The sequence below is a fragment of the Devosia insulae DS-56 genome (genome assembly GCF_000970465.2).
Lineage (GTDB): Bacteria > Pseudomonadota > Alphaproteobacteria > Rhizobiales > Devosiaceae > Devosia_A > Devosia_A insulae.
Genome location: NZ_LAJE02000152.1, coordinates 1 through 24,764, shown reverse-complemented (window position 1 = coordinate 24,764; position 24,764 = coordinate 1). Strand labels below are relative to the sequence as shown.

The window sequence follows — 24,764 nt, the reverse complement described above, 5'->3', positions numbered from 1 at the left end:
TGTGAAGGATACGCGGCCGGTCGGTATAAGCAATCGGTCGTTCGTCGGCAGCGTCGGATGGGTATAAGAGACAGGGAACTGCCCGACGGACATCGTCATCGGGCAGTTGCCGAGCCTTAACTGCCACCTGCTGATCAGCGGCTACCGGCGCAACACCGCCGATCCCGTCGAGGTACTGGTGCCCAACATGCTCGACCAGTTCGGCAACCACGCCAACGGCATCCAGGTCGTCGATCTCGACGGCGCGCAGGATGTGTTCAACTGGTCCGGGACCTATAGCTGGGGCTTCTTCGTCTATGCCTGCCAGGCACCCAACATTGGAGCGAACTGCTACAACAACGTCGCAGTGCCGGGCTCGGCCAGCATCCCGGTGATCGTGCAACAGAAGGGATTGCAGCCAGTCAACCTGCTGCTCAGCTTCAACGTCGTCGGCAGGAGCGGCGGCGGCCAGCTCGGCGGGCTGGGCCAGGAAGTGCGCATCGGCAGCCGATGGATTGCCAGCGCGTTCCTCAACAGCGAGACCGGTCAGCCCGCCAGCACCACCATCCTGCTCGACTGGCTGAGTGCCCGCTGGACCCTTGATCCGGTCGAGGGCGGCTTTGTCCGCATCCACAGCGTGTGGAAGCCCGAGGAGTATCTGCACGTCGAGAACGGCACCCTGGCGGTCGGGCCGATCCAGCCCGAGTGGCAATCGGCGATGTGGCAGATGGAGCCGAGCGGCGGTGGCTACTACGTGCGCTTCCGTAACGTCTGGCAAGCCGACGCCTACCTCAATGTCGAGAGCGGTGCGCTGGCGCTCACCCCGATCGGGCAGGATTGGCTGAGCGCCGACTGGTGGCTGCTGCGGTAGCGGAAAACTGCCTGGGCGCGCTTGGCGATGGTGCCGGGCGCGCTCTATGGTTCTGTCCGTTTCGACATATTGTTGCGAGTCATAATGTTGCGGACTTTGCTCGCCCTCGCCGGCCTTTCCGTCGGCGCTCTCGGTCTCGCCATCGATGGCTGGGAGATCTTCCCCTCAGTGATGACCGCTTCAGCGACCAACGCAGTGGCGCGGTCGTTTCCCGACGCCTTCATCTACTTCTGGACCTTCTTCACCCACCTGACCAACCTGTGGCTGCTGCTGACCTACGCCGCGGTCCTCTCGGGCTGGCGCTGGCTCGGCTGGTTCCGCCGCCCGGTGATCATGGCCTCGGCGGCCGCTTTCATCACCCTCGTGATGCTCTACTACCACTTCATGCTGGCCCCGACGCTGAACATGCAAGGCGCGCTCGCGGTGGCCACCTGGCTGCTCCACTACGTCGCGCCAATCCTTTACCTCGTCTGGTGGGCCCTGTTCGCGCCGCATGGCGTGCTGCGCTTCCGGCATATCGGCCTGATGCTGCTGCCTGGCATCGGCTACGTCGCCTGGGTGCTGCTGCGCGGCGCCGTGGTCCAGGAGTACCCCTATGACATCCTCGATGCCGGCAAGTTCGGCTATGGCGGCGTGGCGATCGGCGTCGCCGTGCTGCTGGTTGCCGTCAGCATCTTTTCAGTGATCATTGTCTGGGGCGATCGCGTTTTGGCGCAGAGGGGGAAACCGGCATGACGTTGCGAATGGTGCTGCTGTGGTTCGGCGCCACTGCCGGCCCGCTGACCTTGCTGGCGCGCACCTGGCTGACGCTGGGCAGCCGGCTGGAAAACGGCGATAACCTCCTCGGTGCGCTGGCCTTCCTCCTCACCTTTTTCACCGTGCTCACCAACCTGATGATGGCGCTCTGCTACGTCGCGGCGCTGACCAACTGGACATGGCTCGGTTGGTGGAATCGCCCCTTCGCCCGCGGCCTGACCGTCGGCTCGATCGTCATGGTCTCGGTCTACTACATCTTCTTTCTGTCGGGCCTCGAGGCGTTCACCGGCATGGACCAGGTGCTCAACATCTACTTGCACTACCTGGCGCCTTGGCTGTTCGTGCTGTGGTGGCTGTTGACGCCGCCGCACGGCGCTCTGCGTTTTACGGACGTGCCGAAGATGCTGCTCTATCCGCTCGTCTACGTCATCGTGGTGATGATCCGCGGCGCGCTGGTGCACGAGTACCCCTACCCTGTCCTCAATGTCGAAAAGCTCGGCTACGGCCAGTTCGCCATTGGTTGCCTGGGCATGCTGGCTGGCTTCGTCGTCTTCTACGCGCTGACCGTCACCATCGACCGCTGGCTCGGCCGCCGGCAGCCGGCCCGAGTCTGATGCCTGGCTCGAGTCTGACGCCTTGTTTGTGACAGTCGCCCGGCCCTAAGCTCCTTCTTTCATCGGGGCGGAATGTCCATGGGTTTCGAATGGTCGCGGGACGATGTCACCGTGGGTGACGGGTTTCTGCGCATAGCGCGTGAGCAGATCGGCAAGGCTATTGCCGGCGCCGAGAACAGCCAGGAATCGCCCGAACGGCGGGTGCACGAAGCCCGGCGACGCTGCAAGAAGCTGCGGGCTTTGTTCCGCCTGGTCCGCCCGGGATTCGCAGGTTATGCCACCGAAGACGCCTTCGTGCGCGACGCCTCGCGCGGCCTCGCCGCCGCTCGTGACATGCGGGTAACCCAGCAGACCTATATCGAACTGATGGCCTGGGCTCACCGGCCGGTGCCACCCCTTGCGTCCGATGCGTCCGGTCACGATGGCGAGGTGGAGGCCGTGCGGAGCTTCGCCGATCAGATGCGCGAACTCGATCGCCGCAGCCGCGACTGGCGGCTCGAGCGGATCGACCTCGACACCCTCGCTGCAGGTCTCAAGCACACTTACCGCCGCGGCCGCCATACCGGCCGCGAGGCCAATCGGCACCGCACCGACGGGGCCTTCCACGAGTGGCGCAAGTACAGCAAGTATCATTGGAACCAGCTCGGCCTGCTCGAAGGCTGTGCGGGCGAAATCCTCCCTGCCGCCCATAAGTGCGCCGGCGACCTCGCCGACCAGTTGGGGCTGCACCACGACCTTGCGGTGCTGCAGGACCTGTTGCGCACAGCGCCGGCAGAGCTCGGCCCGGATATCGACGTGGGGTTCGCGATCGATGCAGCCGACCGCCGGCAGGCCGAGATCGAGTCGAGGATCGCCAGTCTCGGCCGCCAGGTCTTCGCCGAAAAGCCCAAAGCCCTGAAGGCGCGTTTTTCCGCCTATTTCGACGGCTGGATGAGCCGCGAGGCCGCCGAGTAATGGCCATCGAGATCGAGCGGAAATACCTGCTGGCAGGCGATGGCTGGCGCGGCCTTGTGACCGCGACCCAGCTGCTGCGGCAGGGCTACCTCACCGCCGGCAGCGGCGTCACCGTGCGCATCCGGACCGTCGACGACCGCGTCGGCTACATCACCATCAAGAGCGGCGGCTCCGCCCTCGCCCGCGCCGAGTTCGAGTACGAAGTACCGATCGCTGATGCACGCCAGATGCTGGGTTACGTCCGCGGCGCGCAGATCGAGAAACGTCGCCACCACCTTGACCTGCCCGGCGGCGATTGGGTGGTCGATGAATTCCAGGGCCGCCACGCCGGCCTGCTGATCGCTGAAGTCGAGCTCGAGAGCCCGACCGGCAAGCTCGACCTGCCCGACTGGCTCGGCGCCGAAGTCACCGGCGATCCGCAATACTACAATTCCAGCCTCGCCATGCTGGTCGGCGGGGAAATCTAGGTCCTTTCCAGTGTCGCGCGGCGGTGTCATCCGCTATAGCGGGCACTAGCGGATCAAGGCCGGATTCTCATGACCTTCAACAACCACATCGCCATCACGCCCGAGCTCGTCAAAGACCACGGGCTGAAGCTCGACGAATACCAGAAGATCCTGCAGCTGATCGGCCGCGCGCCGACCTACACGGAGCTGGGTATCTTCTCGGCGATGTGGAACGAGCACTGCTCGTACAAGAGCTCGAAGAAGTGGCTGCGGACGCTCCCGACCACGGGCCAGTTGGTGATCCAGGGCCCGGGCGAGAATGCCGGCGTCGTCGATATCGGCGACGGCCAGGCCATCGTCTTCAAGATGGAATCGCATAACCACCCCAGCTACATCGAGCCCTACCAGGGCGCGGCGACCGGCGTTGGCGGCATCCTGCGTGACGTCTTCACCATGGGTGCGCGGCCCGTCGCGGCGATGAACGCGCTGCGCTTCGGTGATCCCAGGCACGAAAAGACCAAGCACCTGGTGTCCGGCGTCGTCGCCGGCGTCGGCGGCTATGGCAACTCGTTCGGCGTTCCCACGGTGGGCGGCGAAGTCGAGTTCGACGAGCGCTACAACGGCAACATCCTCGTCAATGCCTTCGCCGCCGGCCTCGCCGACACCGACAAGATCTTCTACTCCAAAGCCGAGGGCGTCGGCCTGCCGGTCGTCTATCTCGGTGCCAAGACCGGCCGCGACGGCGTCGGCGGTGCCACCATGGCCTCGGCCGAATTCGGCGACGACATCGAGGAGAAGCGCCCCACCGTGCAGGTCGGCGACCCCTTCACCGAAAAGCGTCTGCTCGAGGCCTGCCTCGAACTGATGGCCACCGGCGCGGTGATCGCCATCCAGGACATGGGCGCCGCCGGCCTTACCTGCTCGGCCGTCGAAATGGGCGCCAAGGGCGACCTCGGCGTCGAGCTCAACCTCGACATGGTGCCGGTGCGCGAAGACGCCATGACGCCTTACGAGATGATGCTGTCGGAAAGCCAGGAGCGCATGCTCATGGTGCTGCATCCGGAGAAGGAAGCCGAGGCCCGCGCCGTCTTCGAAAAGTGGGAGCTCGATTTCGCCACTGTTGGAGTGACGACCGACGATCTGCGTTTCCGCGTCATGTGGCAGGGCGAGGAAGTCGCAAACCTGCCGATCAAGGAACTGGGCGACGAAGCGCCCGAATACGACCGCCCGTGGCTCGCTCCGGTCCCGCCCAAGCCGCTCGCTGCCGACGACATCCCGCAGATGGATATCGCCGATGCGCTCTTGAAGCTGCTCGGCTCGCCCGCGCTGTCGTCGCGCCGCTGGGTCTACGAGCAGTATGACACGCTGATCCAGGGCAACTCCCTGCAGCGCCCCGGCGGCGATGCCGGCGTGATCCGCGTCGATGGCCACCCGACCAAGGCGCTGGCATTCTCCTCCGACGTTACCCCGCGCTATTGCGAGGCCGACGCCTATGAGGGGGGCAAGCAGGCGGTTGCCGAATGCTGGCGTAACCTTACGGCTACCGGTGCCGACCCGCTGGCTGCCACCGACAACCTGAACTTCGGCAACCCGGAGCGCCCGGAAATCATGGGCCAGCTGGTCCATGCGGTGAAGGGGATTGGCGATGCCTGCCGCGCCCTCGGCTTCCCGATCGTCTCGGGAAACGTGTCGCTCTACAACGAGACCAACGGCCGCGGCATCCTGCCGACTCCGACCATTGGCGGCGTCGGCCTGATCCCCGACTGGTCGAAGATGGCCCGCGCCGCCTTCGCTGCCGGGGGCGAGGCGATCCTGCTGTTCGGCGCCCCGGATTGGTGGGGTACCCACCTCGGCCAGTCGATCTACCTGCGTGAGCTGTTCAACCGAAAGGACGGCACGCCGCCGCCGGTCGATCTCGAACATGAAAAGAAGGTCGGCGACCTCGTTCGTATCCTGATCCGCGACGGCATCGCCACAGCGGTGCACGATCTTTCCGATGGCGGTCTCGCGGTCGGCCTCGCCGAGATGGCGATGGCCTCGGGCATCGGCGCCACCGTCAACCAGCTCGATGGTGGGGACCCGCTGCCGTTGTTCTACGGCGAAGACCAGGGCCGCTACCTCGTCACCATGAGCCGGGCCAACCTCGATAGGTTCTACGCCGAGGTCTACCCCTATGCCGGCGTCTTCGCCCCCTGGATCGGCAACACCGGCGGCGCCGCGCTGACCCTGGGGGAAGCACGCCCGGTCAGCATCGCCGACCTCAAGGCAGCGCATGAAGGCTGGTTCCCGGAGTTCATGGCGGGCGAGATCAGCTAAGGTCTAGGCACCCGACTGATAGAGACGGCCCCCTCCCGGCCTCCCCCATAAAGGGGGAGGTGAAAAGTCGAGGCCCTGTCCTCGATCGTGCCCGACGCACCGGCGAGGCACCTCCCCCTTCATGGGGGAGGATGGGAGGGGGCCGTCTGCTTCAGCGACGCAAAGCTCCCCAATGCCAAATTCGTGACCGGGTGTAACATTCCGCCCCGCCCGTGCGTATATAGAGCGCATCCCAAATAATGGAGACCATCATGACGACCACTGAGCGGGCGGTTCTGGCTGGCGGGTGTTTCTGGGGCGCGCAGGAGCTGCTGCGCCACAAGGACGGGATTATCTCCACCCGTGTCGGCTACTCGGGCGATGACGGCTTCGCCAATGCGACCTATCGCAGCCACGGTGACCACGCTGAGGCGGTCGAGATCATCTTCGATCCGAGCCGCATCAGCTATCGCGATATCCTGGAGTTCTTCTTCCAGATCCACGATCCCTCGACCAGGAACCGGCAGGGCAACGATGTCGGTCGCGCTTATCGTTCCGCGATCTTCTATGAGAACGCCGAGCAGAAGGCGGTGGCCGAGGACACCATCAAGGACGTCGACGCCTCCGGCCTGTGGCCCGGCAAGGTGGTGACCGAGCTGCAGCCGGTCGGCCCTTTCTGGGACGCCGAGCCCGAGCACCAGGATTATCTGCAGCGCATCCCCAATGGCTACACCTGCCACTGGGTACGGCCGAACTGGAAGCTGCCCAAGCGCCAGGCCGCCTAAGCTGATCTGGTGCGGGCGTCGGGAAACCGGCGCCCGCTCCGTTGAACGGCCCCGGCGCGCATGCCATATCTCAGGCGGGCTCAACGACCGGGAGACATGTCATGGGCATGGCCGCAAACGAAATCGAACGCCGCATCCTCAAGGCCCTTCCGGACGCCATTGTCGAGATTCGCGACCTGGCCGGCGACGGCGACCACTATGCCGCGACCGTCACCTCCGAGGCCTTCCGCGGCAAGACCCGCGTCCAGCAGCACCAGATGGTCAACGCCGCGTTTGGGGCTGACATGGGCACGGTGTTGCATTCCCTTGCGTTGCAGACAAAAGCGCCGGATTGACCCTGGTTCAGCGACAGCGACATGCGATGGCATCCGACGTCGAACCCGGCTGCCGATTCTGCCTCGACAACGGCTTGCTCGATGACGAGCCCTTGTTCGGCAACCGCACCTGCTACTTTCTGACGAGCGCAGATCCTGTCCTGCAGCGTGGCGGCATGATCATCCCGCATCGTCACGTGACCGCGCCGTTTGAACTGACCGAAGCGGAGTGGAGCGACACAATCGCTCTGCTTGCACAGGCCAAGACCCATCTCGATGCCCATATGCCAGACGGTTACACGCTGGGCTGGAACGTCGGCCGAGTGGGTGGCCAGACAGTGGACCATGCCCACCTGCACATTATCGCCCGCTTTGCCGACGAGCCGCTCGCCGGTCAGGGGCTGCGGCATCACCTGAAACAGCCCATCAACCGCCGGCCGGGTCGCTGATATGTCGGGACGCATCGTCCTCTTCGACGTCGATGGCGTGCTTGTGCACGGCTATCATGGTCGTCCTGAAAAGCAGGTCCGCTGGAACGAGAACCTGCTCGCCGATCTCGGCGTCGACCCGGACCGATTCAACCGCGAGTTCATCTATGACATCTTCATCAAGAAGGTGATCGTCGGGCAGATGTCGCTGCTCGAGGCGCTGGATCGCACCCTGCCCGGCCTCGGCTATCGCGGCCCCAGCATGGCCTTCGCCGGCTATTGGCTGAGCCATGACAGTAACGTCAACCGGCCGCTGCTCGATGTGGTGGCGCAGCTCAAGGCCGCCGGCACGCCGCTTTACCTCGCCACCAACCAGGAGCACATGCGAGCCCAGTGGCTGTGGCAGCAGCTGAAGTTCGGCGAGCTGTTCGAGGATATGTTCCACTCGGCCCGGATCGGCCACGCCAAGCCGGCAAAGCCCTATTTCGATTGGGTGAACAACCGCCTCGGGCCGCAGGCTGAAGCGCCGCTGTTCTTCGACGACCGCGAGGATATCGTGAAGGCCGCCCGTGCTCACGGCTGGGAGGCGGTTCAGTACGAGGAGCTCGAGGACGTCACCGGGCACCCGTGGATCGCCGCGAGGCTCGGATGAGCTGGACGATCCGCCCGATGCGGGCCGGTGACGGCGAAGCGATGCAGCGGCTGCACCAGCGCGCCATCATGGCCACATCCGACACCTACTACTCGCTCGAGGAGCGGGAAAGCTGGGCCTTCGGGCTGCGGTCGGATCAATATGTAACGCCCGCCAACGGGCACTTCGACGTCGCCGTGGCGGACGGCCTCGTTGTCGCCTTCTGCGGCCCCGACGAAGTGATCGGGCTCTACATCGACCCTGCCTTGCAGAGGCATGGCATCGGCAGCGCCCTGCTCGGCCTGGCGGAAGCCCGCATGCGGGATGCCGGCACGACGCTCGCCAAGGTCCACTCGGCGCTCTCGTCGCAGGCCTTCTACGAACGGCGCGGCTACCACGAAATCGAACGCACTACGCACAAGAGCCGCGGCGGGCTGATCCTGCCCAGCGTGCGGCTGCAGAAGCTGCTCTAGCCGCCAATGCATCGTCAAATGACGATGAGCACCTCGACAGCGCCGCATTGCAGGACTATTTATCGAGAGAACGGAGCCGGCATCCTCCCCGGCCTGAAAGGCATGCATATGAGCGACATCAACGCACTGATCGACGAGCAGGTGAAGAACAACGACGTGTTCCTCTACATGAAGGGCACGCCGGATTTCCCGATGTGCGGCTTCTCGGGCCGCGTGGTGCAGATTCTCGGCTATCTCGGCGTCGACTATCAGAGCGCCAATGTGCTGGAGAACCAGGATCTGCGCGAGGGCATCAAGGCCTACGCCAACTGGCCGACCATTCCGCAGCTCTACGTCAAGGGTGAGTTCGTCGGCGGCGCCGACATCGTCACCGAGATGTTCCAGGCCGGCGAACTGCAGTCGCACCTCGCCGACAAGGGCATCGCGGTCAAGCAGACCGCCTGACGCCCGCCGCTGCCAGTTTGAACGGGCCGCGCCTCATCGAGAGCGCGGCCTCTTCATTTGTTCAGGCCGAGCGGCGCATTGCCACGCTCGCCTCGCGCGCCGGAACGTCGGCGGCGAAGCGCAGTTCACGCAGCGGCCGCACGCGGCGGGTGGCTTCGGCATAGAGCGGGTGCGCCTTGTAGGCGGCGAGTGCCGTTTCGTCGGCGAACTCGGCATACACCACCACATCCACATCGTTGCCGAACTGGTCGACCTTGCTGTTCCGCGTCACCTCGAAATGCAGCGAATGCGGGATCTGGCCCAGCAGATTCAGTCCCTCGACCACGGCGTCGAGATTGGCGGGCTTGGCGGTAAAGAAGACGATATGGCGGATCACGAGGCGTAGCTCCGTTGCTGCACCGCATATAATCCTCCCCGATCGCCAGACAACTGCGGCATGAGGCCACGATCACGTAACGTGATGGCTGGCATAACCGAAATGCGTTTCTCACGTTCGGTAGCGAAGTGTAAGTACACAGTCCGTCCTCCATGGATCTTCCGAGTCCCCCGCCATGTCCTCGATCACCGCCCCCCGCTCCGTGGCGACGCCGCTCATTGCGCTGATCATCTGCGGCTGCATCATCGCGGCGGTGACCAACGGCATCCGCACCAGCTTTGGCCTCCTGACCCTGCCGATGACCGCGGATCTCGGCCTGACGCGCGAGGCCTGGGGCATGGCCATGGCCATCCAGAACCTCGCCTGGGGTATCGCGCAACCATTCGCCGGCGGCCTCGCCGATCGCTATGGCACGGCCAAGGTGATCATCGGTGGGTTGTTGGTCTATGCGCTGGGCCTCACCCTGATGGTGGTCTCGCCCACCGGCTCGATGCTCAACCTCACGGCAGGTGTCATCACCGGCGTCGGCATCGCCACCTCGTCCTTCTCCATCGTGATGATCGCCTTCGGCCGCAGCGTGCCGCAGGAAAAGCGCAGCCTGGTTTTCGGCGTCGCCACCGCGGCCTCCTCGTTCGGCCAATTCGCCTTCGCGCCGATCGGACAGGCCTTCATCAGCAATTTCGGCTGGCAGAGCGCCCTCATCTACGCCGCCGCCATCCTGGCGCTGGTGATCCCGCTCACCTTCGCGCTGCGCGGCCGCACCGAGCGCGCCGCCGGCCAGGCCGACCTCAAGTTCATGGAAGCGCTGAGCCGCGCCTGGGGCTTTGGCTCCTACCGCCTGCTGGTCATCGGCTTCTTCGTCTGCGGCTTCCACCTCGCCTTCGTCAACGTCCATATGCCCGCCTACCTGGTGCAGTGCGGTCTTTCACCGGAAGTCGGCAGCTGGGCCATCGCAGTGATCGGGCTGTTCAACATCGTCGGCTCGCTCGCCGCCGGCTATCTCGGCGGCCGGCTCCCCAAGCAGCTGCTGCTCGCCTCGATCTATTTCAGCCGCGCCGTCGCCATCGGCTTGTTCGTGCTGTTCCCGGTCACCGAGGTCAGCGCCTACATGTTCGCTGCGGCGATGGGCCTGCTCTGGCTCTCCACCGTGCCGCTGACCGCCGGCCTCGTGACGCTGTTCTTCGGCGCGCGCTACATGGGCATGCTCTATGGCGTTGCCTTCTTCAGCCACCAGCTCGGTTCGTTTGTCGGGGTGTGGCTGGGCGGTTTCGTCTACGATCACACCGGCTCCTACAGCCTCGTGTGGTACCTGGGGATCCTGCTCGGGCTCGCCTCGGCGGCCATTCACCTGCCGATCCGAGAGCTCAGCGCCAAGTCGTTCCAACTGAAGCCGGCATGATAGCTTCGGCCTCTCCAAAAGTATTGATCAGCCGCGGGTTGCCAAAGGCCGGAGATGCGCGCATCTTCCCGGCCTTTCCGGCCCTCCCCGGCCCTTTCTGAGCAAACAATGTCCGCTACATCGTCGACCACGCGGGACCTGTCCCGCGTCGAATTCATTATCCTTGTTGCAGGGCTGATGGCGCTCAACGCGCTGGCCATCGACGTCATGCTGCCGGCCCTGCCCTATATGGGCGAAGCATTCGGCATCAGCCACGAGAACGAGCGGCAGTTCGTGGTTGGCGTCTATATGTTCGGCTTCGGCATTGCCCAGCTCGCCTTCGGCCCGCTCACCGACCGCTTCGGCCGGCGTGGGCCGCTGCTGGTCGGCCTCGGCATCTACCTGGTCTGCGCCTTCGCCGCGACCTTCGCGCCGACCTTCGGTGCGCTGCTGGCGCTGCGCTTCGTGCAGGGCATGGGCGCCGCCGGCACCCGCGTCATCGCCACCGCCGTGGTGCGCGACAAGTTCTCCGGCCGCGAGATGGCCGAGATCATGTCGCTGACCTTCATGGTGTTCATGGCCATCCCGATCCTCGCGCCCGGCATCGGACAGCTGATCCTCCTCGCCGGACCGTGGCAGTATATCTTCCTGTTCATGGGCGGCCTTGCGACGGTGATCAGCCTCTGGGCCTTTCTCCGCCTGCCCGAGACCATGCACCCGGAGTACCGGCGCCCGCTGAGCTTCAGCTCAGTCATCGACGGCTTCCGCATCGTCGTCACCAACCGGGTGGCGCTGTTCTATGGCCTCGCCGGCACCTTCCTGTTCGGCGCCATGTTCGGCTTCATCTCGGCGAGCCAGCAGATCTTCGTCGAAATCTATGGCCTCGGGCCATACTTCCCGGTGGCCTTTGCCGCCATGGCCGGCACCATCGCCATTGCCCAGTTCATCAACTCGCGCGTCGTGCGCCGCTTCGGCATGCGCCGGCTCAGTCACACTGCCGCACTGGTCTATCTCGGCGCCGCCGCCATCCTGGTCGTGGTAGCGCTGATGGGGCCGGTGCCGTTCCCGGTGTTCTTCGGGCTGCTGATGGTGATCCAGTTCTTCTTCGGCTGGGCCGCGTCGAACATGAACTCGCTGTCGATGGAGCCGCTGGGCAATGTCGCCGGCACCGCGGCGTCGGTCTTTGGCTTCACCCAGACGGTCGGCGGCGCGTTGATCGGCACCTATATCGGCCAGCACTTCAACGGCACGATCGTCCCCAACGCCCTCGGCTACGCCAGCATGGGCGCTCTGGTACTGGTCTCAATCCTGATCGCTGAGAAGGGCAAGCTGTTCGGCGTCAGCCCGCAATACGAGACGCACGCCGAAAGCGGGCACTAAAGCGCCGCCAGATGGACGGCGTAGGCCACGATCAAGCCGAAACCGATCATCGCCAAGAGGTCCTTGCCGATCTTCGCAACATCACGGCGCGCGCCCTTGGGCGCAGCTGAGAGCGGCAGGACCACGTAGGTCATGACGACGTAGACGCCGACGCCGTAAGCGACGCCGGCGGGGACCCACATCGTGGCGAGAACTGGCAGCCACAGGCTGGCTACCCCATAGATGGCGGCGATCACCACACCTATCGCCAGTTGCAGCACAAAGCCCAGCACCGCGGCCGGCGGTCCACCCTGCAGCGCCTTCGGACCGATGAGGCCGCTGGCGATGAAGCGGAGGATGGTGACGGGGTCTGTGCGATTGATCAGCGCCGCCGCGCCGATGTCGAGGGCACCGGCGAGGATGCCGCCAATCAGCACGGCGCTCAGCAATTGTGGGCTCATGCCGCTCCCCGGCTCATGCGTCGATGACAGTGCCGCGGCGCTAGGCGCTTGCGCTCAGCCGTTCTTGCGGCCCACGAAGATCGTCCAGCCGAGCATCGGCCGGATGATGCGCTGGTAGTGCATCCAGTCATCGCGACTCTTCTTCAATACCTCAGCGTGGTCCCGGTGGTTCGGGTTCTCGCGCGCCCAGGTCAGCGTCGCGTGGCGCTGGTGGCTCTGGTAGCGCTCATAGTCGGCGTCCGACGCACTAATCGTCGCCGAAACCTCTGCGCCATGCCGCTCCATCACGCCGATCATGCTGACCGTGTCAGGCGGCAGGATATCGCCCTTCGGCACCACCGGCGGATGCCTGAGGACCGTGGTCCCGAGCACCAGGGTGCCGCCCGGCTTGGCGGCGTTCGACATCCATTCCAGCGCCGTCGGCACCTCGCCGAGCGAGGCCGCCGCGCCGAGACACAGCACCACGTCGTAGGAAGCGGGCTCCACATTGAAGCCCTTCACCGATGCATTGTGGAAGGTCAGGCGTCCGCGAGCCGGCGTCTTGCGCCTCGCTTCCTCGAGGAAGCGCGCGTTGATGTCGATACCGACGCCCTGGATGGCGAATTTCTCGGCCCAGTGCCGCATCAGCCAGGCCTTGCCACAGCCCATGTCGAGGACGCTCAGCCCATCGCGGATCGAGCAATAGTCATCCAGCAGCCGCAGCTTCCGATCGGTGATCGGGTTCTGGATCTCGACCTCGCGATCGGCGATCGCCCAATAGTTCAGCTGGTCCAAACCGCGTCTCCCCTCGCCGATCAGAGGTCCCCACTATACCGTAAACACCTCTGAGCGCAGTAAATTCCAGGTATCAGGGTCACTCGCAATTAGTAGCCCACCGGCCCGATGGCTTGGCAGGTAGGGCGAACCGTCGAACCGGGCAGCGTAACCGCCGGCCTCTTGCGAGATCAGCGTCCCGGCAAGGTGATCCCACGGCATCAGCTTGTTGAACATCACGAAGTGCGAGAAGCCGGTCGCGAACGTCCGGTAGTCGTGCCCGGCGACGCGGTAATTGGCCGCCACTTTGATCTTGGCGAGGTTGGCCAGCACCTTCGGCTTGCTCTCGGCGGGCAGGAAGGTGATCGACACGTGGCCGACCAGGTCGGCCAGCCCCGGCGCCGTCGCGACCTGCAGCCGCCACTGCGTGCCGTCGGGCCGCCGCTGCCAGGCGCCACCGCCCTTCTCGGCCAGCACCCAGTCGTCGCCCATCGGGTCGTAGATGATGCCGGCAATGGTCTCGCCGTTCCTGACCACCGCCGCCATCGTCGCAAACAGCGGCAGCCCTGCCGCGAAATTCGCCGTGCCGTCGACCGGATCGACGACAATGGCGAACGCGGCCCGGTCCAGCTCATCCAGCAGCGCCGGATTGGCTGCCACCGATTCCTCGCCGACGAACAGTGCCTCGGGCCAGGTCGCCTCTACGGCCGCCTTGATCCGCCGCTCCGCCTGCTCGTCCGCCTCGGTCACCAGGTCGATCGCATCGGTCTTCTGCCGCACCATCCCCGCATCGAGGTGCCGGAAGCGCGGCAGGATTTCTGCCTTGGCCGCATCGCGCAGGATGACGGCAAGGCGGTCAGTATCGAAGCTGGACATGGTCACTCCAGGTGTTGTCAGGGGTCAGCCGCCGGAAACGCCATCCTTCGGCGCGCCGCTAAGGCCAAGAAAGTCGAACAGTTTCGGGTCGAGCAGGTGGCTCGGCCGCACATTGCCCAAAGCGCGGATCATGATGTCCTTGCGCCCCGGCATCCGCTTCTCGATATCGTTGAGCATCGCCTTCATGGCGTTGCGCTCGAGCCCTTCCTGCGAGCCGCAGAGGTCGCAGGGGATGATCGGGAACGCCATGTGCTCGGCGAACTTCTCGAGATCCGGCTCGCCGCAATAGATCATCGGGCGCAGCACCTCGACGTCGCCATCGTCGTTCAGCAGCCGCGGCGGCATTGCTGCGAGCTTGCCGCCATGGAACAGGTTCATGAAGAACGTCTCGAGGCTGTCCTCGCGGTGATGCCCCAGCACCAGCGCCGAACAGCCCTCCTCGCGGGCGATGCGATAGAGGTTGCCGCGCCGCAGCCGCGAGCAGAGCGAGCAGTAGGTCGCCCCTTGCGGCAGCGTGCTGGTCACCACCGAATAGGTGTCGCGGTACTCGATCCGGTGCGCGATGCCGTTCTGCGTCAGCCACTCGGGCAGGATGTGCTTGGGAAAGTTCGGCTGCCCCTGGTCGAGATTGCAGGCGATCAGCTCCACCGGCAGCAGCCCGCGCCACTTGAGGTCGAGCAGCAGCGCCAGCATCCCGTAGCTGTCCTTGCCGCCCGAAATGGCCACCAGCCACTTCTCCCCGGCCCGCGCCATGCCGAACTTCTCGATCGCCTCGCGCATATTGCGCATGAGTCGCTTGCGCAGTTTGTTGAACTCGACGCTGCGCGGCGCCGCGGCAAACAGCGGATGCGTGCCGGAGAGGTCCTCGGCATCTGCTTCGAGTACGGCTGGGCTGACGATCTGGTTCATGGCGCTGCTGTAGCAAACCCGGCGCCTTACCGGAAGCTTGCGGCGATTTTAACTCGCGGCAAGGTTCGTCCTGATTTCTTGCCGGTCATGGATTTAGTCAGTTAGATGACCCTGACCTCACGGAACCCCGAGGAGTCTCCCTTGTTCCGCTCATTTTTCCCCGAACCCAAACTGTTCTTCTCATCGGCTGTGATCTGGATGGTCGTTGCCACCTTGATCTTCTTCGTCGCCGGTGGGCCGATCCGTTCAGCAATCGGCCTCGATCGCTTCCTGGCTCCCGCGATCTGCGCGCCGGCGGCAGTCCCGGCCGATTCCGCCGCACCCAGCAATGCGGCGCCGGCAACGCCAAGCGATGCCGCCCCCAACGCGCCGGCCGCGACCGACAGCGGTGCCCCTGCCGCCACTCCGGCCAACTGCGTCGCCGAGGATACCAACTTCCTCAACGGCGCGAAGCTCTGGGAGTATCAGTTCGTCCTGATGGTCGCGCTCGTGTTCTGCGTGTTCTGGTACTTCTACAAGCGCAACGAGTGGTACTGGTGGTCCGTCGTTTCGTCGACGGCGATCCTTCTGGTTCTCTATTTCAACGTCCAGGTCGATGCCTGGATCAACGATTGGTCCGGCACCTTCTTCAATATGGTGCAACAGGCCCTCAGCCAGCCAAGATCGGTGGAGCCGGCCATGTTTTATGGTCAGGTGTTCATCCTCTTCGCCGTCCTGATGCCGAACATTCTCGTCCTCGTGCTGCTCAATTTCTACACGTCGCACTACGTGTTCCGTTGGCGCAAGGCGATGAACTCCTACTACATGGCCTACTGGCCATCGATCCGTACTACCGAGGGCGCAGCCCAGCGCGTCCAGGAAGACACGATGCGGTTTGCCGACACGGTAGAAGACCTCGGCACAAGCTTCTTCTCCTCACTCATCACGCTGGTGGTGTTCCTGCCGCTGCTCTGGGGCTTCTCCCAGCACATCACCGAGCTTCCGATTCTGGGTGCCGTGCCGGGTAGCCTCGTCTGGGTCGCATTAGTGGCCGCTGCCCTCGGCACGGCGATGCTGGCCCTCGTCGGCATCAAGCTTCCTGGCCTGAACTTCGCCAACCAGCGGGTCGAGGCCGCCTACCGTAAGGAACTGGTCTATGGCGAGGACAACGCCGATCGCGCCGAGCCGGTAACGGCGCGGCAATTGTTCGCCAACGTGCAGAAGAACTATTTCCGCCTGTACTTCCACTACACCTACTTCAACCTGGCTCGGTACGCGTACCTCAACCTGGTCGGCTACGTACCACTCCTCGCCATGTCGCCGTCCATCCTCGCCGGAACGCTGACCTTGGGCCTCTACCAGCAGATTTCGACGGCGTTCAGCCAAGTCTCCTCGTCGTTCCAGTTCTTCGCTCGGGCCTGGACAACCATCGTAAACCTGCTGTCGGTCTACCAGCGCCTGCACCAGTTCGAGGGCTTCATCCCGACCGATCAGGAACCCATCAAGGAGTCACTCTCCGGTGCGCCGGCTCAATAGCTAGGTGGGCCCGCCCGAGGGCGGGCCCACTGTCGCCCCAAAACAAAAGGGCCGCCCCATCGGGCGGCCCTTTCCAATTCCGGGTGGTCTGTCGCGCGATTAGCGCGAGTAGAATTCCACCACCAGGTTCGGTTCCATCTGCACCGGATACGGCACGTCCGACAGAGCCGGGACGCGGACGTAGACGGCGGTCTGCTTGGAGTGATCGGCTTCCACGTATTCGGGAACGTCACGCTCGGCGAGCTGGTTGGCTTCGAGCACGATGCCGAGCTGCTTGGAGCGCTCACGCACTTCGATCTTGTCGCCGACCTTGACCTGGTAGGAAGGGATGTTGACGCGCTTGCCGTTGACCAGGATGTGGCCGTGCGACACGAACTGACGGGCCGCAAACACGGTCGGCACGAACTTGGCGCGGTAGACGATGGCGTCGAGACGGCTCTCGAGCAGGCCGATCAGGCGCTCGCCGGTGTCGCCCTTGACGCGCGACGCTTCGGTGTAGAGCTTCTTGAAGGCCTTCTCGGTGATCGAACCGTAATAGCCCTTGAGCTTCTGCTTGGCGCGCAGCTGCAGACCGTAGTCGGAGGTCTTGCCCTTGCGGCGCTGGCCGTGCTGGCCGGGGCCATAGGCACGGTTATTGAGCGGGGACTTCGGACGGCCCCACAGGTTTTCGCCAAGACGGCGGTCGATCTTGTGCTTAACTGAATCGCGCTTCGACATCGGAATCCTTTCATAGATCGTCGAAAGTGATTGCGCCCTCCTCTGCCCGTCCTTGCGGAACGGACCGACAGATTCTCTGAATTCAGGGAATCCCGGGTGCGCTCGAGGAGCCCGAGGGCTCGACAAGTGGGCGCGTGATAGAGGCGGAAGCCGCAGGAGTCAAGCGCCGCGACCGGAAAACCCTAGCGTTCCTTGACCTTGCGGCTCCGCCCGTCCAGTGGCCCCAGGGCTTCGAGCAGCGCCAGGATCAGGGCCTGCAACTCCGGACTGCTGACCACCGCGGTGCCATCGTCGGGCGCTTCTGCGTCAACCATGGCGATCTGTTGCGGCCGCTCGTTCCCCTTGGCGCCCGGCGGATAGGTCCATGTGTACCGGAACGCCAGCCGGCCGTTGTCGCGCTTGTGCTTGAGCCGCAGCGTGACCGTGTCGCCCGGTTTCACGTTGATCCCGGTGATGTCGATGCCACCGTTGCCGTCGATGCCCACTCCATGCGGGCTCGTCGATCCATCGGGATCGATGCCGTCGATACCCAGGACTTCGACGCTGGCATGGGTCGCCACGATGTGGAGGTCCGTGGCGTTCACGTTGGGATCGCCGTTCTGCAGTTTGTCGGGCAGCTTGAGGATATAGTTGTCGGTATTCTGAGGCATGTGCTCCTCCCTTTCCTGCCTTGGCAGGAGGAGTGGAAGTCTATGCAGTCAGCTTCTGGCCCGATTTACTTCCGAACCAGAAATTTATCTCAACTCGTGCGAACCCGTAGCGGGCTAGACCATTTTCCGGTCGAGGGTGCGTTGGTTACGCAGCCCCGGGAACAGCCGGCTCCACAGCACTGCGATGGCAATCGAGCCGAAGCCGCCTATCACCACCGCCGGCACCGGACCGATCAGGTGCGCCACCGTGCCGGCGCGAAACTCGCCCAGCTCGTTCGAGGCACCGATGAACACCGAGTTCACCGCATTCACCCGGCCGCGCACCTCTTCAGGGGTCCAGAGCTGCATGATGGTTTCGCGAATAGTGACGCTCACCATGTCGGAGGCGCCCACCAGCGCCAGCGCCGGCACCGAGATCCACACCGTGGTCGAAAAGCCGAACAGCACGGTGAAGGCGCCGAACAGCCCGACGAACAGGAACAGCAGCCTGCCCGCGTGGTCGCGGATCGGGAAGCGGGTCAGGACCAGCGCCATGACGATGGCGCCTATGCCCGGCGCGGCGCGCAGGAAACCGAGCTCCTGCGGCCCGGCATGGAGGATATCCTTGGCATAGATCGGCAACAGCGCTACCGCGCCGCCCATCAGCACCGCGAACATGTCGAGCGAAATCGCCCCCAGTACCACCTTGTTCGAAAAGATGTAGCGAAAACCCGCCAGCATGGTCTCGAGGCTGGTCGCCTGGTGCGATTCCCGATGCTGCGGCTTCGAGATCATCAGCACCGATCCCATGGCGATCACCAGCAGCACCGCGCCGGTGCCGAAGGCCACGGACGGAGCGATGCCATAAAGCAGCCCACCCACCGCCGGTCCCGCGATCGAGGCGAACTGCCAGGCCGACATATTGGTGGTGATGGCGTTGGCCAGCGCTTCCGGCGGCACGAGATTCGGCGCCAGCGATTGTGCCGCCGGGCTCCAGAAGGCCCGCGCCGTGCCGAGCACGACGAGAATGCCGAAGATCGGCCACACCTCGTGCGCCTCGGCATTGACGAAGGCGAGAAAGCCCAGCGCGCAGAGCAGTTCCACGCCGAGGCAGATCGCCATGATCATCCGCCGGTTGAAGCGATCGGCGGTGAGCCCGGTGATCAGGATCAGCACCAGCGCCGGCAGGAACAGCGACAACCCCACCAGCCCGAGCAGGAACGCCTCGCCGGTGACATCGTAGATCTGCCAGGCGATCGACACCGACATGATCTGCACCGCGAAGCTGACCAGCAGGGTGGTCAGCCAGAAGAAGCGGAAGTTCCGGTAGCTGAAAGCGAGCTTGGAGGGCTCAGCGGCGGTGGGAGAAGCCATGATGCTGCCTGATGCCACGCGCAGCGATGGGGCGTCAAAGCATACTTTGGGCGCTGTTCGACTGCCCGGAGGTCAGTCCTTGGACTTCGTCGCCTTTGCCGCCTCGGCCTCGCGCGCCTTCCGGCCCTGCCGCAGATGCGCCCGGTCGATCGACGAAATCACCCCGCGCAGCGTCCGGATCTCCTGGGTCGACAGTTGCGCCCGGGCAAAGGCGGCGCGGAGGTTATCCACCATAGTCGGCCGCTTATCCTCGGTCTTGAAGAACCCGGTGCGATCCAGCGTTTCCTCGAGATGCAGGAACAGCCCGATCAGTTCCTCGCGCGGTGCGGTCGGATCGAGCCCACCGCTGAACGGCAGCACTTCGCCCTTATCCGCCTGCTGGCGCCACTCATACGCCATCAGCAGCACGGCCTGTGCGATGTTCAGCGAGGCGAACGCCGCCTCGACCGGGAAGGTGACGATGGCGTCGGCGAGCGCCACTTCTTCGTTATAGAGGCCCCACTTCTCCCGCCCGAACAGCAGCCCGGCTTTCTCGCCACCGGCGATGTGCGAGATCATCCGCTGTGCCCCTTCCTCGGGACCATAGACCGGCTTCTGCATATCGCGTCGGCGGGCAGTGGTGGCGAACACCAGTTGCAGGTCGGCAATCGCTTCTTCAACCGTCGCGAACACCCGCACCTTGTCGATGACGTGATCGGCCCGCGATGCCGCGGCGATGGCCCGCTCGTTCGGCCACGGGTCGCGCGGGTTGACGATCCTGAGGTCCCACAGCCCGAAATTCGCCATGGCCCGCGCCGTTGTACCGATATTCTCGCCCAGTTGCGGTTCGCACAGGATAATCGCCGGGCTCGGCCGGAAGGTGAATTCCTGCGATTTGTCGGTTCCGGCCATCGGCGCTCTTTCACTGTGTCGGCGGGCGTTCTGATCCGTCGGAGTCGCAGACCACCACGTGGTCGCGCCCTGCCCGCTTGGCCTCATACATCGCGCGGTCGGCGAGCGAAACCATTTCGGCGAGCCCACTGCTGCTTGCAGCATCGAATGCCACGCCGATGCTGACGGTGATCCGCTGCAGGGTACCGCTCTCCAGCACCACCGCGAGGTTAGCGACCGCCTTGCGCATCCGCTCCGCCACCGCCTGCGCCTCGCGCCGCGTCACCCGCGGCAGCACCAGCGCAAACTCCTCGCCGCCGATGCGTCCGAACAGGTCGCCCTGCCGGATGGCGGTGCCTATTGCCGCCGCCACCGCCACCAGCACCCGGTCGCCAGAGGGGTGGCCATGCACGTCGTTGATCTCCTTGAAATGATCGGCGTCGAGCACCAGCACGGCGGCCGCTGCCTGCTCCTCCAGCAACCGCGACAGCAGCCGGGTCCCCTCGTCCATGAAGGTACTGCGGGTCAGCGCATCGGTCAGCGAATCGTGGCGCGCCAGCCGCTCCAGTTGTTCGATGCGCCGGCGGCGTTCGGCGTTGACGCTGGCGATCACCATCGGTCCCAGCGCCACCAGCCCCACGCCGAGGTGCACCACGGTGATGGAATCCCCTGTCAGCTCGGCACCGAGCCCCAGGTCGAACAGCCCCAGCTTCATGCCGATCATCGCCGTGCCCGAGTAGATCATTACCAGCACGGCGGTTGCCGACAGCGGCAATGCCAGCGCGCACCAGATCAGCGCCGGCACGGGAAAGACGATGGAGACCGGATGCGTCACGAGAAGTGACACGAGGATCGCCAGCACGGTCGCCGCGATCGGCGGCACCACCGAGCGAAGCACCGCGCGCTTGAACCGGGGCAGCGGCCACCATCTCGACAGCGCCGGCAGCGTCAGGATCACCGGCAGCAGCGCCAGGTAGTTCACCAACTCCGCGGCAAACCAGCCCGACCAGCCTTCGAAGTAACTGGCCCCAGTCAGCTCGCTCATCGCCAGCCCGCCGACCACGCCGGCCGCCGCCGAGGCCGCGCAGGCCATCAGCACCAGCGAGATCACCCCCTGCGGTCGGGTGAGCGCCTGGTCGTCGGGCTCCAGCGCCCCGAACAGCAGCGTGAAGGTCAGCGCGCCCACGAGGTTACCCGAGGTCAGCAGTGCGGCCATGCGCAGGCTGTCGCCCATCACCAGTGCCGCGGCAACGTAGCCCAGGGCAGCGCCAACCAGCACCGGCACGGTGCGCAGTCGCCGCTCGCGCACCAGCACGCCGGCGAGCAGGGCATTGGCCGGCCAGAACACAGCGAGAAACCCGCTCGGCCGCGACATGCTGCCGGCGATCGCGGCCAGAAAGATAAGGATAGCGACGATCAGGACATCGCGGGGGGAAAAGGCGAGCAGACGGCTGCGGCCATTGCCGTCTCCGGCCGCGGGAGTGAAGTCCATTGGGGGGTCCCCCGTGCGTGCGTCCAAACCTGGACATCGCGCCGGACACCTGACCCCTCAATCAGCACCCGGCATCTACTGCGATGCCCTCAACACCGCCAGTAGACCACGCATGCTGAGGCACGTCAGGGTCTTTGCATGCCAGCCATGCGGTTTTCGCAAGTCGACGGAATGCCGTGCCGCAACTAACCTGACGCGCGCGTGAGGTCAGGCCACCATATGGTGATTCAGTTCCTTCACCTTGCTGCCGCGCAGCCATTCGCGATCGAGAATGGCGAAATGCAGCTCCTCGTCCCATTCGCCCTGGAACAGCGCATGCTCGCGGAAATGCGCCTCGAGCCGCATGCCGATATCCTTGAGCAGCTTGGCCGAAGCCTGGTTCCGCCCCGAGCACCGGGCATAGATCCGGTGCAGCCCGAGTTCGTTGAAGCCGAGGTCCAGCATGGCGCGGACCGATTCCCGCGCATAGCCCTGCCGTCGCTGCGCCGGGCTCAGAATGAAGCGCAGTTCGGCCTGCCCGGCCGTCGCATCGGTCCAGCGCAGCGAGATCTGCCCGATCAGCATGTCGTCGGCTTTGCGCACCACGGCCATGGTCAACGCATCGCCGGGCCGGGTCAGCCGGCGCTGCGCGCACATCGCATCGAGTGCGGCTTTCACCTCCCCGCGGTCGCGGGCTTTCCAGTCGAGGTAGCGTTGCACCTCGGGCAAGGCATGGTACGCCATCACGGCGTCCAGGTCGGACTTGTGGAAGTTCCTGAGCGTAAGCCTCTCAGTCTCAATCGGAAAATCAGGCATCGCCATCTCCGCTCCTCCCCTCATGGTGCTGCTTAACCCAGCAACGCGACGGGTTGATGGCGGTTCCGCCTTAGCCGTTGAAATATCTTGCCAAATCCGTTCGGCCGAACGGAATAGCCAAGTCCTTGGCGGCACTTAGCGCCCGGCGCGGTCCCGCCATTCGCCTTCCAGCAGGGCATAGACGAACTCTTCGTCCCAGGCGCCCTTGAACAGCGCATGCTCACGGAAATGCGCTTCCCGCCGCATCCCCAGCCGCTCCATCACCTTCCACGATCCGGCGTTGCGGGCGTCGCAGCGCGCGTAGATCCGGTGCATCCCGGCGCCCTCGAAACCCATCTCCAGCAGCATGCGCGCCGCCTCGGTGGCATAGCCCCGCCCGTGGAACTCGGGGTGGAAGATGTAGCCGATTTCGGCCTGCCGCGCCGGAGCATCGCGCAGGATCAGCGACACCTCGCCGATCACCCGCTGCGGTTCCTTGAGTTCGGCGGCAAGGAACACTTTCGCGCCCTCGCCATCCAGTTCGTACTGCCCGATCCGCTGCTGCACCACTTCGGTGACGCTCTCGTGGCTCATCGGCCCATCGAACAGATATTGCGCCACGTCCTCACGCTGGCGGTACGCGAACACCGCGTCGACATCGCCGCGCGTGAACGGCCGCAGCCGAAGCCGCTCGGTTTCAATCGGATAGTGAGGCGCGTAGACCATGGCGTTCGTCTAAAGCCAGCGCCGCCATCGATCAAGCAGACGGACGTGCAAACCGACGACCTGCAAACCGTGGTCTGCAAAGCAGACGGCTTGCGGATGGCAAATCCTCGGTGTCAGCATGTGAAGATGACCGCGAACCCCAAACCCGAGATCGAGCTCACCGCCCACTGCGCTTGCGGCGCAGTTTCCCTGTCGGTGGGGGGGCGCATCCGCTCGATGTTCATGTGCTCGTGCGAGGATTGCCAGCGTGCCACCGGCACCGGGCATTCGACCGTCGCGCTGGCCCGGCCAGCTGACGTCACGGTCACTGGCCCCACCGCCAGCTTCGCGCGGCCCGCCCATTCCGGCGCCACGCTCACCCGCTGGTTCTGCCCCAGTTGCGGCACGCCGCTCTACGCCCAGTCGAGCCGCGCTCCCGACCTCTTGATGTTGCCGGTCGGCCTGTTCGGTTCCAGCGCCGATTGGTTCGCGCCCAACCAGCTGATCTTCGCCCGCAGCCATCACGCCTGGGACGCCCTGCCCGATGGCCTCCCGCAACACGACACCTACCGCGATCCGGAGACACCCAGATGAGCAGCGCATCCGACGTCATGGGCGATCGCCTTCGCCCGCTGCTGCCCGCCGGCCTCATCGAAAAGAAGATGTTCGGCGGCCTCGGCTTCATGCTCCACGGCAACATGGCCATCGGCACCACCGCCAAGGGCGAGCTGCTGGTCCGTATCGACCCCACGAAGCAAGCAGAGGCGCTCGCGAGGCCCGGCGCCTACCAGATGCATATGGGCGCCCGGCCGATGACCGGTTTCATCGCCGTCGACGCCAGCGGCACGCCGGACGACGCCGCGCTCAGCCGCTGGATCGCCTACGCCCTCGCCTTCACGGAGACCCTGCCCCCGAAATGAAGTCCGCCTCCACCACCATGACGCACCTCGCCGAGCGCATCCGCGACATTCTCGACGGCGACCCGCGCATCACCGAAAAGACCATGTTCGGCGGTCTCACCTTCCTGCTCAACGGCCACATCCTGGTCGGCTGCAAAAAGGACGGGCGCATCCTGCTCAGCGTCGGCAAAGAGAATAACGATGCGGCCCTCGCTCGCCCCGGCGCCACCCAGATGATCCATGGCGACAAAGCGATGCGCGGTTTCATCTGGGTCGATGCCGAAGCCATCGAGGAAGACGACGACCTGCGCGACTGGGTCGAAACCGCCGAACGCTGGGTCGCCGCCATGCCGCCGAAATAGCCTATGCCGGCGAGTGCGCCTGATGACTTCCATCCTCACGGAAGGGCGACAAGGCACAACATCGCCTCCCCACCGGCTGTCATCCCTGCGAAAGTGTACTGTTCCGGCGGATTGGCGTGATGGACTCGGTGTAGAACGAGGCGTTGCCTTTGTCAGGGAGCGCTTAGGATGGATCTGAAGTTGCACGCCAATGCGACAACGACGCCGAAGACGCGGGCCTACATTCAGGCCAGCACGGCGAGCGTCGCGGACCTGGCTGTCGAGCTGGGCGTCAATGAGAGCACGGTGCGGCGCTGGAAGGGCCGGACCTCAGTGGCCGATCGGT

General features: G+C 64.9%; 31 protein-coding genes. 19 read left to right on the top strand and 12 right to left on the bottom strand.

The window, feature by feature from the left end:
- The first annotated feature begins 106 nt into the window (after positions 1–106).
- From VW23_RS08920 to grxD, 12 genes are all read left to right on the top strand, one after another.
- Positions 107–850 carry an RICIN domain-containing protein gene (locus tag VW23_RS08920; RefSeq protein WP_069909222.1) on the top strand — a complete coding sequence of 248 codons (744 nt, stop codon included), beginning with the start codon at positions 107–109 and terminating at the stop codon, positions 848–850.
- An 84-nt stretch (positions 851–934) separates the two neighbouring features.
- Entirely contained in the window at positions 935–1,585 is a 651-nt protein-coding gene (locus tag VW23_RS08915; protein ID WP_069909221.1) for a Pr6Pr family membrane protein, read from the top strand.
- On the top strand, positions 1,582–2,220 hold the full coding sequence (locus VW23_RS08910) for a Pr6Pr family membrane protein (protein ID WP_141728277.1): 639 nt from the start codon (positions 1,582–1,584) through the stop codon (positions 2,218–2,220). Before VW23_RS08915 ends, VW23_RS08910 begins: the two co-directional genes overlap by 4 nt.
- A gap of 78 nt (positions 2,221–2,298) precedes the next feature.
- On the top strand, positions 2,299–3,174 hold the full coding sequence (locus VW23_RS08905; RefSeq protein WP_069909219.1) for a CHAD domain-containing protein: 876 nt from the start codon (positions 2,299–2,301) through the stop codon (positions 3,172–3,174).
- Positions 3,174–3,641, top strand: coding sequence for a CYTH domain-containing protein (locus VW23_RS08900; protein ID WP_069909218.1), 468 nt, complete (start codon positions 3,174–3,176; stop codon positions 3,639–3,641). Before VW23_RS08905 ends, VW23_RS08900 begins: the two co-directional genes overlap by 1 nt.
- 69 nt (positions 3,642–3,710) lie before the next feature.
- Positions 3,711–5,936 carry a phosphoribosylformylglycinamidine synthase subunit PurL gene (gene purL, locus VW23_RS08895; RefSeq protein ID WP_069909217.1) on the top strand — a complete coding sequence of 742 codons (2,226 nt, stop codon included), beginning with the start codon at positions 3,711–3,713 and terminating at the stop codon, positions 5,934–5,936.
- Positions 5,937–6,187: 251 nt separating this feature from the next.
- Positions 6,188–6,700: a peptide-methionine (S)-S-oxide reductase MsrA gene (msrA, locus tag VW23_RS08890; protein ID WP_069909216.1), complete on the top strand. Its 513-nt coding sequence runs from the start codon at positions 6,188–6,190 to the stop codon at positions 6,698–6,700.
- Positions 6,701–6,801: 101 nt separating this feature from the next.
- On the top strand, positions 6,802–7,035 hold the full coding sequence (locus VW23_RS08885) for a BolA/IbaG family iron-sulfur metabolism protein (protein ID WP_069909215.1): 234 nt from the start codon (positions 6,802–6,804) through the stop codon (positions 7,033–7,035).
- A 26-nt stretch (positions 7,036–7,061) separates the two neighbouring features.
- Entirely contained in the window at positions 7,062–7,463 is a 402-nt protein-coding gene (locus tag VW23_RS08880; RefSeq protein WP_084645801.1) for an HIT family protein, read from the top strand.
- A 1-nt stretch (position 7,464) separates the two neighbouring features.
- Positions 7,465–8,094, top strand: coding sequence for an HAD-IA family hydrolase (locus tag VW23_RS08875; RefSeq protein ID WP_069909214.1), 630 nt, complete (start codon positions 7,465–7,467; stop codon positions 8,092–8,094).
- Positions 8,091–8,546, top strand: coding sequence for a GNAT family N-acetyltransferase (locus VW23_RS08870; protein ID WP_069909213.1), 456 nt, complete (start codon positions 8,091–8,093; stop codon positions 8,544–8,546). The genes VW23_RS08875 and VW23_RS08870 overlap by 4 nt, the downstream gene beginning before the upstream one ends.
- Before the next feature lie 108 nt (positions 8,547–8,654).
- On the top strand, positions 8,655–8,990 hold the full coding sequence (gene grxD / locus VW23_RS08865) for a Grx4 family monothiol glutaredoxin (RefSeq protein ID WP_069909212.1): 336 nt from the start codon (positions 8,655–8,657) through the stop codon (positions 8,988–8,990).
- A 61-nt stretch (positions 8,991–9,051) separates the two neighbouring features.
- Here grxD and VW23_RS08860 read toward each other — a convergent pair whose 3' ends face one another.
- Positions 9,052–9,366, bottom strand: a complete 315-nt coding sequence (locus VW23_RS08860; protein ID WP_069909211.1) for a Dabb family protein — start codon at positions 9,364–9,366, stop codon at positions 9,052–9,054.
- Between the two features lie 175 nt (positions 9,367–9,541).
- On the opposite strand from VW23_RS08860, the gene VW23_RS08855 reads away from it, so the two are divergent.
- Positions 9,542–10,765 carry an MFS transporter gene (locus tag VW23_RS08855; RefSeq protein ID WP_069909210.1) on the top strand — a complete coding sequence of 408 codons (1,224 nt, stop codon included), beginning with the start codon at positions 9,542–9,544 and terminating at the stop codon, positions 10,763–10,765.
- A 138-nt stretch (positions 10,766–10,903) separates the two neighbouring features.
- Complete coding sequence (locus VW23_RS08850) at positions 10,904–12,124, top strand: multidrug effflux MFS transporter (protein ID WP_069909224.1); 1,221 nt, start codon at positions 10,904–10,906, stop codon at positions 12,122–12,124.
- On the opposite strand, the gene VW23_RS08845 is transcribed toward VW23_RS08850, so the two are convergent.
- From VW23_RS08845 to ttcA, 4 genes are read right to left on the bottom strand one after another with little or no spacing between them, the layout of a single operon-like run.
- Positions 12,121–12,564, bottom strand: coding sequence for a hypothetical protein (locus VW23_RS08845; protein WP_069909209.1), 444 nt, complete (start codon positions 12,562–12,564; stop codon positions 12,121–12,123). The two genes, VW23_RS08850 and VW23_RS08845, sit on opposite strands and share 4 nt — an antisense overlap.
- Before the next feature lie 54 nt (positions 12,565–12,618).
- Positions 12,619–13,338: an SAM-dependent methyltransferase gene (locus VW23_RS08840; RefSeq protein WP_069909208.1), complete on the bottom strand. Its 720-nt coding sequence runs from the start codon at positions 13,336–13,338 to the stop codon at positions 12,619–12,621.
- Positions 13,339–13,371: 33 nt separating this feature from the next.
- Positions 13,372–14,193: an inositol monophosphatase family protein gene (locus VW23_RS08835; RefSeq protein WP_069909207.1), complete on the bottom strand. Its 822-nt coding sequence runs from the start codon at positions 14,191–14,193 to the stop codon at positions 13,372–13,374.
- 24 nt (positions 14,194–14,217) lie between these two features.
- Positions 14,218–15,102, bottom strand: a complete 885-nt coding sequence (gene ttcA / locus VW23_RS08830; protein WP_069909206.1) for a tRNA 2-thiocytidine(32) synthetase TtcA — start codon at positions 15,100–15,102, stop codon at positions 14,218–14,220.
- Positions 15,103–15,243: 141 nt separating this feature from the next.
- On the opposite strand from ttcA, the gene VW23_RS08825 reads away from it, so the two are divergent.
- Positions 15,244–16,617 carry a peptide transporter gene (locus tag VW23_RS08825; protein WP_069909205.1) on the top strand — a complete coding sequence of 458 codons (1,374 nt, stop codon included), beginning with the start codon at positions 15,244–15,246 and terminating at the stop codon, positions 16,615–16,617.
- A gap of 99 nt (positions 16,618–16,716) precedes the next feature.
- Here the strand turns inward: VW23_RS08825 and rpsD are convergent, their stop codons facing one another.
- From rpsD to VW23_RS08790, 7 genes are all read right to left on the bottom strand, one after another.
- Entirely contained in the window at positions 16,717–17,334 is a 618-nt protein-coding gene (gene rpsD, locus VW23_RS08820) for a 30S ribosomal protein S4 (RefSeq protein ID WP_069909204.1), read from the bottom strand.
- Positions 17,335–17,516: 182 nt separating this feature from the next.
- Complete coding sequence (locus VW23_RS08815; protein WP_069909203.1) at positions 17,517–17,984, bottom strand: hypothetical protein; 468 nt, start codon at positions 17,982–17,984, stop codon at positions 17,517–17,519.
- A gap of 114 nt (positions 17,985–18,098) precedes the next feature.
- Complete coding sequence (locus tag VW23_RS08810; protein WP_069909202.1) at positions 18,099–19,337, bottom strand: MFS transporter; 1,239 nt, start codon at positions 19,335–19,337, stop codon at positions 18,099–18,101.
- 72 nt (positions 19,338–19,409) lie between these two features.
- Complete coding sequence (locus VW23_RS08805; RefSeq protein ID WP_069909201.1) at positions 19,410–20,228, bottom strand: RNA methyltransferase; 819 nt, start codon at positions 20,226–20,228, stop codon at positions 19,410–19,412.
- Positions 20,229–20,238: 10 nt separating this feature from the next.
- Positions 20,239–21,699, bottom strand: a complete 1,461-nt coding sequence (locus VW23_RS08800; protein WP_069909200.1) for a GGDEF domain-containing protein — start codon at positions 21,697–21,699, stop codon at positions 20,239–20,241.
- Between the two features lie 207 nt (positions 21,700–21,906).
- Positions 21,907–22,494 (bottom strand): GNAT family N-acetyltransferase, encoded by a 588-nt coding sequence (locus VW23_RS08795; protein WP_176730362.1) that lies wholly within the window; start codon positions 22,492–22,494, stop codon positions 21,907–21,909.
- A 135-nt stretch (positions 22,495–22,629) separates the two neighbouring features.
- Entirely contained in the window at positions 22,630–23,199 is a 570-nt protein-coding gene (locus tag VW23_RS08790) for a GNAT family N-acetyltransferase (protein WP_069909198.1), read from the bottom strand.
- 126 nt (positions 23,200–23,325) lie between these two features.
- On the opposite strand from VW23_RS08790, the gene VW23_RS08785 reads away from it, so the two are divergent.
- The 4 genes from VW23_RS08785 to VW23_RS29790 form a co-directional block, all read left to right on the top strand.
- A complete protein-coding gene (locus VW23_RS08785) occupies positions 23,326–23,772 on the top strand; it encodes a GFA family protein (protein WP_069909197.1) in 447 nt (148 codons plus the stop codon).
- Positions 23,769–24,098 (top strand): TfoX/Sxy family protein, encoded by a 330-nt coding sequence (locus VW23_RS08780; RefSeq protein ID WP_069909196.1) that lies wholly within the window; start codon positions 23,769–23,771, stop codon positions 24,096–24,098. The genes VW23_RS08785 and VW23_RS08780 overlap by 4 nt, the downstream gene beginning before the upstream one ends.
- Entirely contained in the window at positions 24,095–24,439 is a 345-nt protein-coding gene (locus tag VW23_RS08775; RefSeq protein WP_084645793.1) for a TfoX/Sxy family protein, read from the top strand. Before VW23_RS08780 ends, VW23_RS08775 begins: the two co-directional genes overlap by 4 nt.
- A gap of 168 nt (positions 24,440–24,607) precedes the next feature.
- Positions 24,608–24,764 (top strand): phage terminase small subunit-related protein (locus VW23_RS29790; RefSeq protein WP_425285189.1); only part of this gene is annotated, 157 nt, incomplete at its 3' end.

What these genes read in the sequence shown, in the direction of transcription:
- VW23_RS08915 (WP_069909221.1), top strand. Translation starts at nt 935, where the DNA reads ATGTTGCGGACTTTGCTCGCCCTCGCCGGCCTTTCCGTCGGCGCTCTC.
- VW23_RS08910 (WP_141728277.1), top strand. Translation starts at nt 1,582, where the DNA reads ATGACGTTGCGAATGGTGCTGCTGTGGTTCGGCGCCACTGCCGGCCCG.
- VW23_RS08905 (WP_069909219.1), top strand. Translation starts at nt 2,299, where the DNA reads ATGGGTTTCGAATGGTCGCGGGACGATGTCACCGTGGGTGACGGGTTT.
- VW23_RS08900 (WP_069909218.1), top strand. Translation starts at nt 3,174, where the DNA reads ATGGCCATCGAGATCGAGCGGAAATACCTGCTGGCAGGCGATGGCTGG.
- purL (WP_069909217.1), top strand. Translation starts at nt 3,711, where the DNA reads ATGACCTTCAACAACCACATCGCCATCACGCCCGAGCTCGTCAAAGAC.
- msrA (WP_069909216.1), top strand. Translation starts at nt 6,188, where the DNA reads ATGACGACCACTGAGCGGGCGGTTCTGGCTGGCGGGTGTTTCTGGGGC.
- VW23_RS08885 (WP_069909215.1), top strand. Translation starts at nt 6,802, where the DNA reads ATGGGCATGGCCGCAAACGAAATCGAACGCCGCATCCTCAAGGCCCTT.
- VW23_RS08880 (WP_084645801.1), top strand. Translation starts at nt 7,062, where the DNA reads ATGGCATCCGACGTCGAACCCGGCTGCCGATTCTGCCTCGACAACGGC.
- VW23_RS08875 (WP_069909214.1), top strand. Translation starts at nt 7,465, where the DNA reads ATGTCGGGACGCATCGTCCTCTTCGACGTCGATGGCGTGCTTGTGCAC.
- VW23_RS08870 (WP_069909213.1), top strand. Translation starts at nt 8,091, where the DNA reads ATGAGCTGGACGATCCGCCCGATGCGGGCCGGTGACGGCGAAGCGATG.
- grxD (WP_069909212.1), top strand. Translation starts at nt 8,655, where the DNA reads ATGAGCGACATCAACGCACTGATCGACGAGCAGGTGAAGAACAACGAC.
- VW23_RS08855 (WP_069909210.1), top strand. Translation starts at nt 9,542, where the DNA reads ATGTCCTCGATCACCGCCCCCCGCTCCGTGGCGACGCCGCTCATTGCG.
- VW23_RS08845 (WP_069909209.1), bottom strand. Translation starts at nt 12,564, where the DNA reads ATGAGCCCACAATTGCTGAGCGCCGTGCTGATTGGCGGCATCCTCGCC.
- VW23_RS08835 (WP_069909207.1), bottom strand. Translation starts at nt 14,193, where the DNA reads ATGTCCAGCTTCGATACTGACCGCCTTGCCGTCATCCTGCGCGATGCG.
- ttcA (WP_069909206.1), bottom strand. Translation starts at nt 15,102, where the DNA reads ATGAACCAGATCGTCAGCCCAGCCGTACTCGAAGCAGATGCCGAGGAC.
- rpsD (WP_069909204.1), bottom strand. Translation starts at nt 17,334, where the DNA reads ATGTCGAAGCGCGATTCAGTTAAGCACAAGATCGACCGCCGTCTTGGC.
- VW23_RS08815 (WP_069909203.1), bottom strand. Translation starts at nt 17,984, where the DNA reads ATGCCTCAGAATACCGACAACTATATCCTCAAGCTGCCCGACAAACTG.
- VW23_RS08810 (WP_069909202.1), bottom strand. Translation starts at nt 19,337, where the DNA reads ATGGCTTCTCCCACCGCCGCTGAGCCCTCCAAGCTCGCTTTCAGCTAC.
- VW23_RS08805 (WP_069909201.1), bottom strand. Translation starts at nt 20,228, where the DNA reads ATGGCCGGAACCGACAAATCGCAGGAATTCACCTTCCGGCCGAGCCCG.
- VW23_RS08800 (WP_069909200.1), bottom strand. Translation starts at nt 21,699, where the DNA reads ATGGACTTCACTCCCGCGGCCGGAGACGGCAATGGCCGCAGCCGTCTG.
- VW23_RS08795 (WP_176730362.1), bottom strand. Translation starts at nt 22,494, where the DNA reads ATGCCTGATTTTCCGATTGAGACTGAGAGGCTTACGCTCAGGAACTTC.
- VW23_RS08790 (WP_069909198.1), bottom strand. Translation starts at nt 23,199, where the DNA reads ATGGTCTACGCGCCTCACTATCCGATTGAAACCGAGCGGCTTCGGCTG.
- VW23_RS08785 (WP_069909197.1), top strand. Translation starts at nt 23,326, where the DNA reads ATGACCGCGAACCCCAAACCCGAGATCGAGCTCACCGCCCACTGCGCT.
- VW23_RS08780 (WP_069909196.1), top strand. Translation starts at nt 23,769, where the DNA reads ATGAGCAGCGCATCCGACGTCATGGGCGATCGCCTTCGCCCGCTGCTG.
- VW23_RS08775 (WP_084645793.1), top strand. Translation starts at nt 24,095, where the DNA reads ATGAAGTCCGCCTCCACCACCATGACGCACCTCGCCGAGCGCATCCGC.